This is a genomic window from Streptomyces sp. NPDC101237, from assembly GCF_044767465.1.
Classification (GTDB): domain Bacteria; phylum Actinomycetota; class Actinomycetes; order Streptomycetales; family Streptomycetaceae; genus Streptomyces; species Streptomyces gramineus.
Window position 1 is genome coordinate 25,629 of record NZ_JBIWNY010000042.1, and the last position, 14,195, is coordinate 39,823.

The 14,195-nt window shown below is 71.3% G+C and carries 11 protein-coding genes and 2 pseudogenes; 3 read left to right on the forward strand and 10 right to left on the reverse strand.

What is annotated here, in order from left to right:
- Positions 1 to 446 precede the first annotated feature (446 nt).
- Together ACIRQ9_RS37790 and ACIRQ9_RS37795 are read right to left on the reverse strand one after the other, a co-directional pair.
- Positions 447 to 1,002 (reverse strand): annotated as a pseudogene (locus tag ACIRQ9_RS37790) (IS5 family transposase); the annotation flags it as partial.
- A 123-nt stretch (positions 1,003 to 1,125) separates the two neighbouring features.
- Positions 1,126 to 1,551 (reverse strand): peptidase inhibitor family I36 protein, encoded by a 426-nt coding sequence (locus tag ACIRQ9_RS37795; RefSeq protein WP_404184478.1) that lies wholly within the window; start codon positions 1,549 to 1,551, stop codon positions 1,126 to 1,128.
- Between the two features lie 480 nt (positions 1,552 to 2,031).
- On the opposite strand from ACIRQ9_RS37795, the gene ACIRQ9_RS37800 reads away from it, so the two are divergent.
- Positions 2,032 to 2,478, forward strand: a complete 447-nt coding sequence (locus ACIRQ9_RS37800; protein ID WP_404184481.1) for a DUF6924 domain-containing protein — start codon at positions 2,032 to 2,034, stop codon at positions 2,476 to 2,478.
- A gap of 176 nt (positions 2,479 to 2,654) precedes the next feature.
- On the opposite strand, the gene ACIRQ9_RS37805 is transcribed toward ACIRQ9_RS37800, so the two are convergent.
- The 3 genes from ACIRQ9_RS37805 to ACIRQ9_RS37815 form a co-directional block, all read right to left on the reverse strand.
- On the reverse strand, positions 2,655 to 3,677 hold the full coding sequence (locus ACIRQ9_RS37805; RefSeq protein WP_404184484.1) for an LLM class flavin-dependent oxidoreductase: 1,023 nt from the start codon (positions 3,675 to 3,677) through the stop codon (positions 2,655 to 2,657).
- 113 nt (positions 3,678 to 3,790) lie between these two features.
- Positions 3,791 to 4,870: an MBL fold metallo-hydrolase gene (locus tag ACIRQ9_RS37810; protein WP_404184487.1), complete on the reverse strand. Its 1,080-nt coding sequence runs from the start codon at positions 4,868 to 4,870 to the stop codon at positions 3,791 to 3,793.
- A gap of 47 nt (positions 4,871 to 4,917) precedes the next feature.
- Entirely contained in the window at positions 4,918 to 5,367 is a 450-nt protein-coding gene (locus ACIRQ9_RS37815; protein ID WP_404184490.1) for a hypothetical protein, read from the reverse strand.
- 368 nt (positions 5,368 to 5,735) lie between these two features.
- Here ACIRQ9_RS37815 and ACIRQ9_RS37820 point away from each other — a divergent pair, with 368 nt between their 5' ends.
- Positions 5,736 to 6,707: a pirin family protein gene (locus ACIRQ9_RS37820; RefSeq protein WP_404184493.1), complete on the forward strand. Its 972-nt coding sequence runs from the start codon at positions 5,736 to 5,738 to the stop codon at positions 6,705 to 6,707.
- Positions 6,708 to 6,719: 12 nt separating this feature from the next.
- Here the strand turns inward: ACIRQ9_RS37820 and ACIRQ9_RS37825 are convergent, their stop codons facing one another.
- Positions 6,720 to 7,631: an alpha/beta fold hydrolase gene (locus ACIRQ9_RS37825; RefSeq protein WP_404184496.1), complete on the reverse strand. Its 912-nt coding sequence runs from the start codon at positions 7,629 to 7,631 to the stop codon at positions 6,720 to 6,722.
- A gap of 150 nt (positions 7,632 to 7,781) precedes the next feature.
- A complete protein-coding gene (locus ACIRQ9_RS37830; protein WP_404184499.1) occupies positions 7,782 to 10,553 on the reverse strand; it encodes an AAA family ATPase in 2,772 nt (923 codons plus the stop codon).
- Positions 10,554 to 11,106: 553 nt separating this feature from the next.
- Between ACIRQ9_RS37830 and ACIRQ9_RS37835 the strand changes: the two genes are divergently transcribed.
- The gene (locus ACIRQ9_RS37835) at positions 11,107 to 12,060 is read left to right on the forward strand and encodes a helix-turn-helix domain-containing protein (protein WP_404184502.1); all 954 of its coding nucleotides are present in this window, start codon (positions 11,107 to 11,109) and stop codon (positions 12,058 to 12,060) included.
- A 96-nt stretch (positions 12,061 to 12,156) separates the two neighbouring features.
- On the opposite strand, the pseudogene ACIRQ9_RS37840 reads toward ACIRQ9_RS37835, so the two are convergent.
- The 3 genes and pseudogenes from ACIRQ9_RS37840 to ACIRQ9_RS37850 all read right to left on the reverse strand — a co-directional run.
- A pseudogene (locus ACIRQ9_RS37840) lies at positions 12,157 to 12,654 on the reverse strand (sigma-70 family RNA polymerase sigma factor); the annotation flags it as partial.
- Between the two features lie 207 nt (positions 12,655 to 12,861).
- A complete protein-coding gene (locus ACIRQ9_RS37845; RefSeq protein WP_404184505.1) occupies positions 12,862 to 13,695 on the reverse strand; it encodes an alpha/beta fold hydrolase in 834 nt (277 codons plus the stop codon).
- 128 nt (positions 13,696 to 13,823) lie between these two features.
- Complete coding sequence (locus tag ACIRQ9_RS37850; RefSeq protein ID WP_404184508.1) at positions 13,824 to 14,186, reverse strand: DUF1275 family protein; 363 nt, start codon at positions 14,184 to 14,186, stop codon at positions 13,824 to 13,826.
- Between the last annotated feature and the right edge of the window lie 9 nt (positions 14,187 to 14,195).

Consider the following 14,195-nt stretch of genomic DNA (forward strand, 5'->3'; position numbering starts at 1 on the left):
AGCATGACCGCAGGCGGCCGGCCGACCCGGTCGCCGCGATCAGGACCCCCGCCGGCAGGTACCTGCCGCTCACCCGCTGCCGTGCCGAACAGCTCACGGCATCCGGTGCAGCTCTTCCGGTATCAGCCGGCCAATAGGCACCGGTCAGGTGGGCGAACACCGCATCGTCCCTCCGCGTACTCACTCCAGGACAACGACACACCCCGTCCCCGCGCTACGGCATCGCCGCGGGCCGGGCAGCGCAGCAGCATGGCCCGACCTGCACGGCTTGACTCGTGCGGGACGCCCGGGAACACCGCAGGGCCGTCCGTCGGGCGGCCCTGCGTCGCGCATTCCAGTCCGCTGGACCTGGTTCATTGTTCGCTCGTTCCCGCCGGATCCGGCGGCCGTCGGGCGAACGGCGGAGCGGCCGCCCTGATCGTGGTCTCCGCCCTGCTGGCTGGAGCGCGTCCTGCGGTGACGAGTACGGACAGCGGGCGGCAGCGGTCGTCGGCACTCAGATGAATCTTGCTGGTGAAGCCGCCGTGCGAGCGGCCCGGGCCCTCGTCTCGCTCACCACCTCCACCAGACGGCCGGCGAGGCTCTGCCACGGCGGCTCGTTCCGATGTTCCAGCACTTCGGCCCCTTTTGAAGCAGACGGCGCCGGCGGAGGGTCGGTCCGGGCACCGGCCGCGTGCTGAGGTGCGCGCACGATCGTGGAGTCCACCGAGACGTCCCCATCGATCTCGGCCACCGCGTCGGCCGCGCCTTGGACCTGCTGCAGCTGCCGTTCCCAGGTGCCATCGGCCGACCACAACCGGTGGCGCTCGTAAACGGTCTTCCACGGCCCGAACCGCTCTGGTAGATCACGCCAGTGCACCCCGGTCCGCACCCGGTGCAGGATCCCGTCGATCACCTGCCGGTGATCGCGCCACCGCCCACACCGACCGTTGCTCACCGGCAGGAACGGCCGTAGACGTCCCATTCCGCATCCGGCAGATCACCATGTTCTCCCCGCCCCATACCTTCAGAACGAGCAGGTCAGGCGAACGTCACATGATCGGCCGGACAGCTCCTAGTGGCACGGTCCCAGGCGGACGGCGGCCCGCTGTCTCTCGTGCGTGCCGCCGTCCGCCGCCACCGGCGTCAGCAGTTGTACGCGTACCAGACCGGCGAGAAGTTGTAGCTCGTGTATCCGTGGATCGTGCCGTTCGGCTCACGGCCCGGGATGGTGCCGATCACGGTGAACTGCCGGTTCTTGAACGCGGCGACCGTACCCACCGTCTGGTTGTTCCAGGCCGACCCCGCGCCGTTCCACTGGACCAGCCGGTAGTCGTTGCAGACGTACAGATCGAAGCGGGTGCCCTTGAAGTTCGGCTGCGTGTAGAGGCAGAGCCGCCCGAAGGCGCAGTCTCCGCCGTCCCCGCGCGCCGGTACACCGTCCACCCCGTCGACGCTCGCCTGTGCGTTGTCGTTGGAGCCCGCCGGCGCGGACCAGGCGGGACCGGCGAGAGTGCCGGTGGTGAGCGCCAGGGATGCTACGACGAGCGCCGCGCCTTTGCTGAATCTCATGGTGATGCCCCCTAGTTGACTGAAGTGCGGTCGGAACGATCCTGACCCTCCGGACACGTAGGCCACCAACACTTCGATGGTGATGGAAGCGTGGCGGAGTGGACGTGCGCGAAGGCGTCCAGCACCGGGCGAGGGGGCACGGACCGACGGCATGCCTCTACGGGCACGGAAGCTGCCCGTACGGCGATCCTCGCGCGCCGCGGTGTGGTGCATCAGCTCACAAAGCCCCTCTCATCGGGCACTTGACCGCAGGGCGACGTCCTTGCGCCGCTCATCTCCCGGTGGCGCCCGTGGCATCCTGTCGTACGGGCGAAGGCGGCCGCGATGAGCCGAGCTGAGCTGCGGGTTCAACACCGCGTGCTCTGCCGTCGCTCCGCTCGTCGGCCGGCCGTGGCACGCTCCGCGAGGTCCGTCCGAATGAGCGACGGATCGCCGCATCCGGTCCGGGCGGCCACCCCACCGTCCCCATCGAGGAGAGAGATGCCCAAGAGTCTGCCGCAGACGGAGAAAACCCTGCTGATCCGTACGGACTTTTCCGACCCGGCAGCGTGGCAGGCCCTCCGCACCGCCGCCACCACCCCGAACGAGGAGGACTTCGTGGCCAACGTCCACATCGTGGACGACCCCGCCTATAGCGATCTGACCACCGAAGAGATCGTCTCGCTGGCGCCTCCCGGCGGCTTCCTGATGATCGTGGCCGACAGGACCGCCCTGACCGAGCCCGGCATGCCCCTGCTCGCGGTGCAGCCGTTCGACGAGGACGACGAGGCCGGCGGGGACACGGCGGAGGGGGAACAGGGGCACGACGAACTACGCGTCGCGGTCGTGGGGTTGTCGGAGATCGAGAACAACATCTCGATCGGCAACATGGACTGGGAGGAGTTCGTCGACGCCGCCGACGAGGACGGTGTCTTCCGCGGCTTCTGATCCTCGGCGGACGTCGCCACGACGGGACGGGACACCCCGATCGTCATCGACGGCACCGGCCGGAGGCGAAACACCTCCGGCCGGTGCCGTCGTGTACGGCGGGGAAGAGCACGATCCTGTGTCTCAAGGCCGTGCGCGGCCGCACCGGGCCCCGCCACCGGGAGGGAAGCCCGCTGTCACCGCCAGCCGAGGGCCGGGGCGACGTGCGTCAGGATGCTCTCGATCACATGGGCGTTGTAGTCGACCCCGAGCTGGTTGGGCACGGTGAGCAGCAGCGTGTCGGCGGCGGCGATCGCCTCGTCCTCGCCGAGCTGCTTGACCAGGACATCGGGCTCGGCTGCGTAGGAGCGTCCGAAGATGCTGCGCGTGTGGGCGTCGATGTAGCCGATCTTGTCCGTGGAATCGCGTTCCTGGCCGAAGTACGCGCGGTCCCGGTCGTCGGTGAGCGCGAAGATGCTGCGGCTGACCGACACCCTCGGCTCGCGGGTGTGGCCCTCGGCCCGCCATGCCTGGCGGTAGGCCTCGATCTGCTTGCGCTGCTGGACGTGGAGCGGCTCGCCGCTCTCGTCGTCCTTGAGCGTCGAGCTCTGCAGGTTCATCCCGAGCCGGGCCGCCCAGACCGCGGTGGCGTTCGACCCGGATCCCCACCAGATCCGGTCCCGCAGCCCCTCGGAGTGCGGCTCGACGCGCAGCAGACCCGGCGGGTTGGCGAACATCGGATGGGGGTCGGGCTCGGCGAAACCGTTGCCCGTGAGGACCTCCAGCAACCGCTCGGTGTGCGAGCGTGCCATGTCGGCGTCGGACCTGCCCTCCTCGGGCAGATGACCGAAGTGCCGCCAGCCGTCGACGACCTGCTCCGGGGATCCCCGGCTGAGGCCGAGCTGGAGCCGTCCGCCGGAGATGAGGTCGGCCGCGCCCGCGTCCTCGGCCATGTACAGCGGGTTCTCGTACCGCATGTCGATCACGCCGGTGCCGATCTCGATCCGGCTGGTGCGTGCGCCGATGGCCGCGAGCAGCGGGAACGGCGAGGCGTACTGCCGGGCGAAGTGGTGGACCCTGAAGTAGGCGCCGTCCGCTCCCAGCTCTTCCGCCGCCACCGCGAGATCGATCGCCTGGAGCAGGGAGTCCGCCGCGGAGCGCGTCTGCGAGTGCGGCGACGGTGTCCAGTGGCCGAAGGACAGGAACCCGATCTTTTTCATGCGACTTTCAACAATCGGGGGCCGGTTTCATTCCCGGTGGTGGGAGCGAGGCGTTCCGCGGCTCGGCGGTGCCCGGCCCCGGGGCGGCGCCCCGGGGCCGGGCGGTCACGTCCCTAGGGGTGGACGCCGAAGGGGCCGAGGATGCCGGTGTCGATGCGGAGGGATTCGAGGAGCGTCCAGGCGTTGTCCTTGGTGAAGACGTCGGCGGCGGCCAGGACGCCCGCGTACTTGGCGGCGACGGGAGCGGCGGCGGTGTCGGCGACGGCGTCCAGGAACGTCTTGAAGATGGCCCAGGAGTTGCCCTGGGCGCCGTACTTGGCGAAGTAGGGCGCCGGGTCGACGGAGGTGATCGCGGACCGGGTGCTGGTGTCGAGGTCGTCCATGTACTGGATCTGCAGGGTGCCGTCGGCGCGGGTGCCCAGCCGTCCGAGGTGGCCGCCGACGAAGGTGCGCCACCGGTAGTCCATGGCGATGTGCTGGGCCTTGATCCAGTCGGGTATGTCCTGGGAGACGGCGAGGCCCTTGAAGGGGACCCAGCCGGGGTAGAGGACGTCGACCAGCATCAGCGTGTCGTATTCCGGTGCGTGGACGAAGATGTTGTCCGGCGAGTGGTTCGGCCCGTGGTACGCCAGGTCGAGGGTCTCCCCGCCGACCTTCAGCCGGTGCTTGTCGCGAAAGGTGGCCGTCGGCAGCGGCCGGTTCGGGTCGCCCGCGCGGGCCAGCAGCCGGGCCGTCTCGGCGTGGGCGACGCGGATGGTGTCGTGTCCGAAGATGCCCGCGGCGCCGATGTGGTCGGCGTGGGAGTGGGAGTAGACGAGGTGGGTGACCTTGCTGGGGCGGCCGTTCGCGCGGGTGACGTCGTTGATCGCGCGTCGGATGTTGTGGCCGATGGTGGGCGGCGCGTCGACGAGGACGACGCCGTGGGCGGTGGTCAGGAACATCGCCTGGTAGTAGGAGTCGGTCACCCAGTAGAGGTGTCCGTCGATCCGGCCGACGTGGTAACCGTCGGCGTTCGGGGCGGGGCCGGCGGAGGCGGCCGGTACCGGATCGAAATCGGGCAGACCGGTCCCGTCGGCGTAGGCGGGCCGGGCCAGGGCGCCGAGGAGACCGGCGGCGGTGGGCACGGCCAGGGCACCCGCCGCGCCCTTGAGGAAGAGGCGGCGGCCGGTCGGGGAGGTGGGTACGTGGGACATGAGGATCTCAGTGCCTTTCGCTGTGCGGGACGAGAGGGGGAAGGTGGTCAGGGGTGGCAGGGGCCCAAGGTGTCCGGCTGCCGGGAGGCGTGGCCGGCCCGGCCGGTCCGCGGCCGCCACAGGAGGTGCTCGGCGGATTCGGCGGCCGCGTCCCGGACCCCCTCGGGCTGGCGCAGCCCGGCACGACCGGGCCCGTGGTCCGTCCGGTAGCCACCGAAGTGCGCGACCGGACTCCCCTCGGGCCGGACGGGCGGCACGGGCGGCGCCACGTCCTCGAAGAAGCCGGCCGCGTGGACGGACCGGCAGCCCACCACGGTCAGCAGCGACTCGATCTCCCGGACCCCGGCGACGACGGTCAGCGAACCGTCGCGGACGGCGAGCGCGGTGGCGGCCGGGTGCCCCAGGGCGCCGGTGAAGATCTTCGCGTTGCGCAGGACGAGGTCCGCGGGCTGTTCCGGAGCGTCGGCTCGGATGCGGGCCACCGGCATGGATGTCATGGTCCCCCCCTCTGGACAGGTGCCGGCGGGGCCGCGTTTCCCCCCACGCGAGCCGCGAACGCCGACGACGTCAGCACAGCAGCGGACGAGCGGCGTTCGCATCGGGGCTCCACCCCAGCGGGATACGCCCGCCGGTGACCCTCGGAGCCTGGGGTGACCCCAGGAGCAGGGCGGGGTGCGAGGCGAAGTCGTGCAGGTCCGACCTTGACCGCTCAGGCCGCCGACCGCTCGGACCGTCACCGGGAGCCGCGGGATCGCGGCGCCACGTAGGCGGCTGGGCCTGATTCACCGGGAGGCGGAAAAGTTCTAATTTATACGTATTGTCACTATGATTCTGCCTAGACTCCCGGATGCGAGGAGGTGCCGACATGCCCGCCGTGACTGTCGAGAACCTGCTGAACCTGCCCAGGGTGACCGTTCCGGCCGGCGCCGAGGAACGTGCGGTCCGCGCGGTCACGACGGCGCCCAGCGGCTTCGAGGGCGAAGGCTTCCCGGTGCGCCGCGCGTTCGCGGGAATCGACTACGAACACCTCGACCCGTTCGTCCTGATGGACCAGATGGGCGAGGTGGAGTACGCGCCGGGAGAGGCGAAGGGCACACCCTGGCATCCACACCGAGGCTTCGAGACGGTGACCTACATCATCGACGGTATCTTCGACCACCAGGACACCCACGGGGGCGGCGGCAGGATCACCAACGGCGACACCCAGTGGATGACGGCCGGTTCGGGCCTCCTGCACATCGAGGCCCCGCCGGAGTCGCTCGTCCTGTCCGGGGGCCTGTTCCACGGCATCCAGCTGTGGGTGAACCTGCCCGCACAGGACAAGATGATGGCTCCGCGCTACCAGGACATCAGAGGCGGCACTGTCCGACTGCTCAGCACTCCGGACGGCGGTGCCCTCCTGCGGGTCATCGCCGGCGATCTCGAAGGCCATCAGGGCCCCGGCATCACGCACACGCCCATCACCATGGTCCACGTGACCCTGAGCCCCGGCGCACAGTCGAGGATTCCCTGGCGTCAGGACTTCAACTGCCTGCTCTACGTCCTCGGCGGACGCGGAGCCGTGGGCCCGGACCGGCACCCCGTGCGCACCGGCCGGACGGCGGTCTTCGGGCCCGGATCCGCGCTGACCGTCCGCGCCGACGAGAAACAGGACTCCAACGCGCCGGACCTGGAGGTTCTCCTGCTCGGCGGCCTGCCGATCCGTGAACCCATGGCCCACTACGGGCCCTTCGTGATGAATACCCGCGACGAACTGGAGACGGCCTTCGAGGACTACCGAAGAGGGCGGCTGGGCGTCGTTCCCGCGGTGCACGGGATGTCGCAGGACGGCATGTAGCGGGCCCCCGCGTCACGGCCCGCCCGCGCACTCCCGGCGGCGCGTTGCGGCCTGGAGTTCCGTCGCGAAGAAGTCGAGGTAGCAGCGGGCTAGTTCGTCCGGCGCCTCCAACGGAATGTTGTGCCCCGCCCGCTCGATCACCACGGGTGTGACCTTCGCCGCGACCCGGGCCATCTGCTCGCCGGGCTCCGCGGCGAGGTAGGCACGGCCCCCCACGGCCAGCACCGGGCATTCCAACGGCACGGCGAACTCGGGCCGGTTCTGCGCGGCATCGGTCTCGGTCGCGCGATACAGCTCGAACACCGCGTGATGGCCGCCGGGTTCCTCAAGGCCCCGGGTGTACTCGTCCTCGTCGGCGTCCGTGTACGCACTCGGGTCCCACATGATCCCCCGCATGAAGTACGTCCAGAAGGCGCGCTCCCGGCCGGCGAGGAGCAGTTCGGGGTAGTACGGCAGGCCGAAGAACGAGCGGTGCCAGCCGTTGCGGGGATCCTCGGCGGCGAGGGGCCCGAGGTCGGGCACCGGAAGACCGGGCAGTCTGGTCTCCTGGAAGACGAGCTGGACGACCCGCGGGCGGTGGAAGGCCGCCACGGCATAGGCGACCGCCGCGCCCCAGTCCTCACCCACGACCCGGTAGCGCTCGTGGCCCAGCGCCGCCATGAGCGCGGCGACATCGGCGGCCAGGGTCCGTGTGTCGTAGCCGGTGGCGGGACGTCCGGAACCGCCGAAGCCCCGCAGGTCCACCGCGACGACCGTGTGGTGCGGGGTGAGCAGCGGGATGACGTGGCGCCAGAAGAACATGGTCTTCGGGACGCCATGGATCAGCACGACCGCGTCGCCGCTGCCGCCCGTCGCATAGTGCAGGTCGACCCCGTTGACCCGGGGCCGGCCGTGGGTGAGCGGGATGCCGGCGTGATCCGTCATCCCCCGCGCTCCGGATCCTGCTGCCATCGCCGCCTCCTGGTGATCGTGTCGGCCGTCGGCACGGGTGGTGTCGATCCGTCATTCCACCGCGGCCGACGCACCCTTCGCACCGGGGGGCGGCCCCGGTCCGGGGCCGTCGCCCCGAACCGGTCACCGTCCGGCCGGTGACCGGTCGCCGGAACCGGCTTCGCCCAGCTTGCTCTCGATCTGCTTGCGCGACGTGATGCCGAGCTTGCGGAACACCCTGCTCAGATGGAACTCTACGGTCGATGTGGTGACGAACAACCGGGTGGCGATCTCCGCGTTGGTCAGTCCCGAGGCGGCGAGCGCCGCCACGTGCCGTTCCTGCGCGGTGAGGTCGAGCTGGGTGTCGGCGGTACGTCTGCGTGCCGTCTCCCCGGTGGCCTGCAGTTCCACTCGCGCCCGTTCGGCGAAGGGCGCGGCTCCCCACGACTCGAAGGCCTCGTACGCGGCGCGCAGGTGGACCCGGGCGTCGGCACGGCGCCTGCGGCGGCGCAGCCACTCGCCGAACAGCAGGCGCGACCACGCCAGATCCACGGCCACCGGGACCTTTTCGAGGTGCGAGATCGATTCCTTGTACAACTGCTCGGCCTCGTCGTCGTCCCTCATCAGGGCCCGGCACCGTGCGAGCAGCCCCAGCGCCCACGGCGTCCCCGCGAGCGGCGCGCGCTCCTCCAGGCGCCGCATGGCCGTGACGGCCGCCTCCCGGTTGCCGGCCCGCAGCCCGGCCTCGACCATTCCGGCGAGGTTGACGTCGCCGAGGGCCACCGGGTGATCGTCGAGGATGCCGAGCTGCGCGTCGAGTGCCTCCTGGTACCGCCCGTTGCCGATCTCGAAGATGCTCAGGGCCTGGCCCGCCCACCGGTAGGTCACGCCGGTGCCCTGGTCCTCGGACATGGCGCGCATCGTGGCCGCCGCCGCCCGCAGTTCGGCTTCCCGGCCGGTCCAGGCGTAGAGCAGGATCTTGTGGAAGTCTCCCGACCTGAAGTATCCGGTCGCGGACAGGTAGTCGTCCGCCTCGTTGTAACAGCTCTCGGCCGCGGCGAACCGGCCGTCCCAGATCTCCACCTTGGCGAGCGCGAGCAGTGCCAGGCTGAGTCCGTAGAGCGCTCCGCGGTCGCGGTCCGTCGCCACCAGCTTCTCCAGGAGTTCCCGCTTGGCCTCGATGTCCCACAGCTCGTCGCCCGCGATGCTGACCATGACGCTGAAGGCGTCCTGCTCCTGGAGCTCGTCGGCGGTGCGCAGCCGGGCGAGGGCCGCGGCCAGGGCCGGAGCTCCCTCCGCGTAGCCGTAGGCGATGGAGCGGGCCAGAGCCGCTATCAGCGGATCGGGACTCCAGGCGGGCAACTCGCTGTCCCGCCAGGCGTCCGCGGCGGCCTTCGCGACCTCGTGAGGGGTCGTCCCGGTGATCATCAGGCCACCGATGACGGTGGCCTGCACCGCCTCGCGCAGCAGGTCCCAGCCGGCCATCGGGTCGGTGGTACGGAGATCGGCCACCGCCTCCAGCAGCATCGCCGGCACCTCGCGCGGGTGCGAGCGGATCATCTCGACGGATGCCCGCAGCCGTGTCGCGTGCACCCGGGCCCGCGGTCCCGTCAGGTCGGGAGTGGCGAGTTCGACCAGTGTTCTGACCCCGGCCAGATTGCCGGAGGTGAGGTGGGCCGCCGCCGCGTGCAGGTAACGCTCCGCCCGCTTGCCCGGATGCGCGGTCATCTCCGCAGCCCGGGTGAGGACCAGAGCCTGCTCCGAGTATCCGCCGCGTGCCTGGGCCAGCTCGGAGGCGGCTTCCAGCTCGGCCGCCACAGCGTCGTCGGGACCGTCGGCCGCCTCGGCGCGGTGCCAGGCACGGCGTTCGGGGGCGCTCGTGGCGGCCAGCGCCGCCTGCACACGCCGCCGTTCCTCGGTGGACGCGGCCGAGTGGACCGCCGATCTGATCAGCGGATGGCGGAAGACGGCGGTGGTCCCGCGGGTCAGTATCCCCGCGTCCACCGCGGGCAGGGCCGACCGAGCCGACAGCCCGAGGGCGCCGGCGGCGCGCCACAGCGCGGCCTGGTCGTCCGTCGGAGTCGTGGCCATGAGCAGCAGCAGGGTCTGGGTCTCCGCGGGCAGCAGGGCCGCCGTTCGCCGGAAGTGCTCTTCCAACTGCCGGTTCACCGGCAGTGGTTCGGGCAGCGACGTGACGCCGGCCAGTTGTTCCGGCCCGAGATTCACCGCCAGTTCGAGGAGCGCGAGCGGGTTGCCGCCGGTGCCCGCGACGAGCCGCTCGGCGACCGCCTGGTCCAGGTGCCCGGTCACACCGGCGCTCAGCAGCGCCCTGGCCTCGACGTCCGCGAGCCCCTCCAGCCGGAGTGCGGGCAGAGCGCCGAACACGTCGAGGTCGCTGCTGCCGTCCCTTCCGGCGAACAGGATCCCGAGGCAGTCCGCGTACAGGCGCCGCCCGACGAACGCCAGGGTCTCCGCCGACTCGCGGTCCAGCCACTGCACGTCGTCGACGAGGCAGAGCATCGGCTCCACCGTGGCGGCGCCCGAGAGCAGCGTCAACGCGGCCAGTCCCACCAGATGACGGTCGGACGGCGGGGCGTCGGTCAGGCCGAACGCGGCGTTCAGGGCATCACGCTGGCGCTGCGGCAGAGCGGGCAGCCGGCCGAGGTGGGGCCGCAGGAGCCGGTGCAGGGCCCCGTAGGCGAGCCGGGTCTCGGCCTCTACGCCGACCAGCCTGACGACAGTCAGGTCCTGGGCGGATTCGGCCGCGTACTCCAGGAGCCGCGACTTGCCGACCCCGGCGTCGCCGTTGAGCACCAGGGCCCCGCCGAACCCGTCCCGGACCGACGCGAGGAGCGTGCCGATCGCCTCGCACTCTTGGACGCGGCCGACCATCGGCGGACCGGACTCACGACGCATGCCGGACCACACCATCAGCCTGCCTTTCCATGTGTTCCGAGTGCTGCGACCGGCTCAGACGCAGGGGTGTCGCGACGGACAGGCGTCCTTGTACGCGACGTTCACGGACGGGGACGGGTGTGGCGGGCACGTCTGGCTCCTACGGCGCGGTGTGGTCGATGGAGAAGGATCCGGGCCCGACGCCCCCCGCGCTCACCGTCCACGCGCCGTGCGACGGCGGCGGCTGTGGGAATGAACGCCCGTACCACCGGCTGGAGTTCGAGCTCGTGCGACGCGACGTACGATGGCATCCGCGACTCTCCCGGATCGGGGCCCGCTTGCCGGGCCGCGATACAACGCACCTTAGGAAACGGGGCGGCGGGTACGTTTGCTCATCGCGCACCGGTGCTGTGCGCATCGTGCACTCGCCCCTGGCGGCCCGACCGGGACGCGGGCGTCGGCACAACACGGGAACCGGGCTTCAGGGCGGCCGTCGGGGGTCCGCCGGGGTGCGGGCGTCCGGGGCCGGGCGTCGCCTGTCGGTGCTCGCGTCGTGGAGCCAGGGGAAGTTGGTATGAGCGTGGTGTTCTCGGTGCGGTCGCGTCCTGGCGGTGTGCGTCTGGAGCACTGGCAGGAGGAGGTCTTCCGCACTTTCGTCCCGCTGCGGATCACCCTCCCCGAGGACGAGCCCTTCAGCGGCAGGATCAGTACCGACCGGCTCGGTCGGCTCCAGGCGACCACCGTCGACTGCGACCGCGGCCGGGTCGACCGCACACCGCGGCTGATCGCCCGGGACAGCGTCGGCTTCGTGTACGTGGGTCTGCAGCGCAGCGGCCTCGCACACGTCGACCAGGACGGCCGCAGCGCCGAACTGGGGCCAGGAGACGTGGCGTTGTACGACACGACACGGCCCTACACCCTACGTTTCCCGCACCGCTTCCGGATGCAGGTGCTGCTGGTGCCCCGGGCCCTGCTCCCGCAGTCCGAGGGAGAACTCCACCAGGTGACGGCGACCGCACTGCACCAGGACGCCGGCCTGGGCCGGGTGATCCTGCCGTTCCTGCGAGGCCTGGCCGACCACGCCCCCGACCTCGCCGCCACGGCGGGCGACGCGCTGGCGGCCCAGGCCGTGGACCTCGTCGGAGCGCTTCTCGCCGAGCGGCTGGGCCACGACGCCCAGGACACCCCGGGGGGCGGCCTCGCCCTCCTGCTGCGCATCAAGGCGTTCATCGACCGTCATCTCGTGGACCCCGACCTGTCCCTCGCCTCCATCGCGCGCGAACACCGGATATCCGTCCGCTACCTCCACAAGCTCTTCGAGAACGAGTCCACCACCGCCGCCCGCTGGATCCAGCGGCGACGGCTCGACGCATGCCGCAGCGAGCTGTCCCGCCCTTCCCCGGTCCCCCCTACCGTCGCCGCGGTCGCACGGCGTTGGGGTTTCACCGACGCCGCCCATTTCAGCCGGGCCTTCCGGGCGGCGTACGGCACCTCGCCGAGCCAGTGGCGGGCCGGGCCGCGAGGGTGAGCCGGGCTCGCCGCGGGCCCCTGTGGCCTCGTCCGTCAAGCGGGAACGGAGCCGCCGCAGGGCGTAGTGCAGCCGGGACTTGACGGTGCCCGCGGGGATGCCCAGGATCCGGGCGGTCTCCTGCACCGTCCTGTCGTGGAGGTAGGTGTGCACCAGGACCTCCTGGTGCTCGCGCGAGAGATGGCGCAGCAGGGCCATGGCGTCGACCGACATGGCGACCGCCTCGGCGTGGTCGTCCTGGACGACCCCTCGGTGTTCCGCGCCCGGCGACTCGTGGCGGTGGTAGGCGCTGCGGATGCGGTCGATCGCCAGACGGCGGGCCACGGTGAGCAGCCAGCCGCGCGGCGAGCCGTCGTCGGCGAGGAGCTGTTCCGAGCGGAGCCAGGCGCGTATCAGGGTCTCCTGCACGATGTCCTCGGCCATGTGGCGGTCGTTCAACATGCGTTCGACGTAGGCGATCAACGGCTTGGCGTGTTCGGCCGTCAGGGCCGACAGCAGCTGCCCGTCGGGTGCGGCCCGATGCCCTTGACGGGCTTTCACGCGGGGTGCCGGAGTGGTCGCGCCGGCACCGTCTCCGATGATTCCGCTGGTCATGGAGTGGTCCTTGGCTGAAGGGGGTGGAGCCGAGCGGGGTCGGGAGGACGGCCGCGCCGATCCGTGGCGCGGGGCCCGCGCGGCTGCCGTGACCCGGCCGGGCGTCGGCGGTGCCGTCCCGGTGCGGGCCGCCGACGGGATGCGCCTCGCTGCGACCTGCACCGGGTCACGGCCGCCCTCGGGCGCGTGGCCGGGCCGTGAGTGCGACTACTTGCCCAGGAAGGCCAGCAGCGCCGCGTTGACCTCGTCGGCGTGCGTCCACAGCAGACCGTGCGGGCCGCCCTCGATCTCCACGTACTCGGCCGAGGGCAGCAGCGCGTGGAAGGGCCGCCCGGTGGAGTCGATCGGGAGGATCCGGTCGGCCGTCCCGTGCAGGATCATCGTGGGTACGTCGATCCTGGCGACGTCGGCGCGGAAGTCCGTGATCCAGGTGGGCACGCAGGCCACCGACGCGTACGCCGAGGCACCGGCCGCCACGTTCCAACTGGCCCGCACGGCCTCCTCGCTGATCCGGACGCCGAGCGTCTGGTCGAGGTTGTAGAACGCCTCGTAGAAGCCGGTGAAGTAGGCGTAACGGTCCTTGGTGACCGCCTCCAGGATGCCGTCGAAGACCGATCCGTCGACGCCGCCCGGATTGTCGTCGGTCTTGAGCAGGAACGGTTCGAGGGAGGCCAGGAAGGCGGCCTTGGCGACCCGCTGCGATCCGTAGGTGCCCAGGTAGCGGCCGACCTCGCCGGTGCCCATGGAGAAACCGACCAGCACCGCGTCGGTGAGGTCCAGCTCGGTCAGCAGCGCGTCGAGGTCGGCGGCGAAGGTGTCGTAGTCGTAACCGGTGGTCGGCTGCGAGGACCGGCCGAAGCCGCGCCGGTCGTAGGTGATGACCCGGTGGCCCGCGTCGAGCAGAGCCGGAAGCTGCTTCTCCCACGAGTGGCCGTCCAGCGGATAGCCGTGGATCAGCACGACGGGCTGCCCGCTCCCGTGGTCCTCGTAGTACAGCTCGATGTCGGTGGAGTTCTCCTGGCCGACGGTGATGTACGGCATGTCGGTTCCCTTTCGCGGGCTGGGTGGACCGGCGCGGTGCGCGCGCCGGAGTGGGAAGGAAGGTGTGAGAGGTGCCGATGCCGGCGGGACGGGCCGTGGACGTGACGGTCGCAGGAGAGCGGGCCGGATCAGCCCCAGCTCTGAGCGGCGGCGCGCCGGCGCAGGCGGCCGGCGGTCACCGCGCACGCCGCGAGGACCACCGCGGCGGCCCACAGCGGAACGGCGAGGCTGCCGTCTCGCAGCAGCAGACCGCCGGCCAGGGCCCCCGCCTGCATCGCCGGCAGCGATGCGACACGCCGCAGCCGTACCCCGCTCCAGGAGGCGCCGTCGGCTCCACCGACCGCGGAACCGAAGAAGACGACGTTGCCGGTCATGCTCACCACGAAGACATGCCCCAGCGCCAGATGGCTGACGGCGTCGACCGGAACGGTCCCGACGGTCAGGGCGAGGAGCAGCACCCGCAGCGGGCCGTGATCGCGGGCGGTGGTCATCGTAGGTGG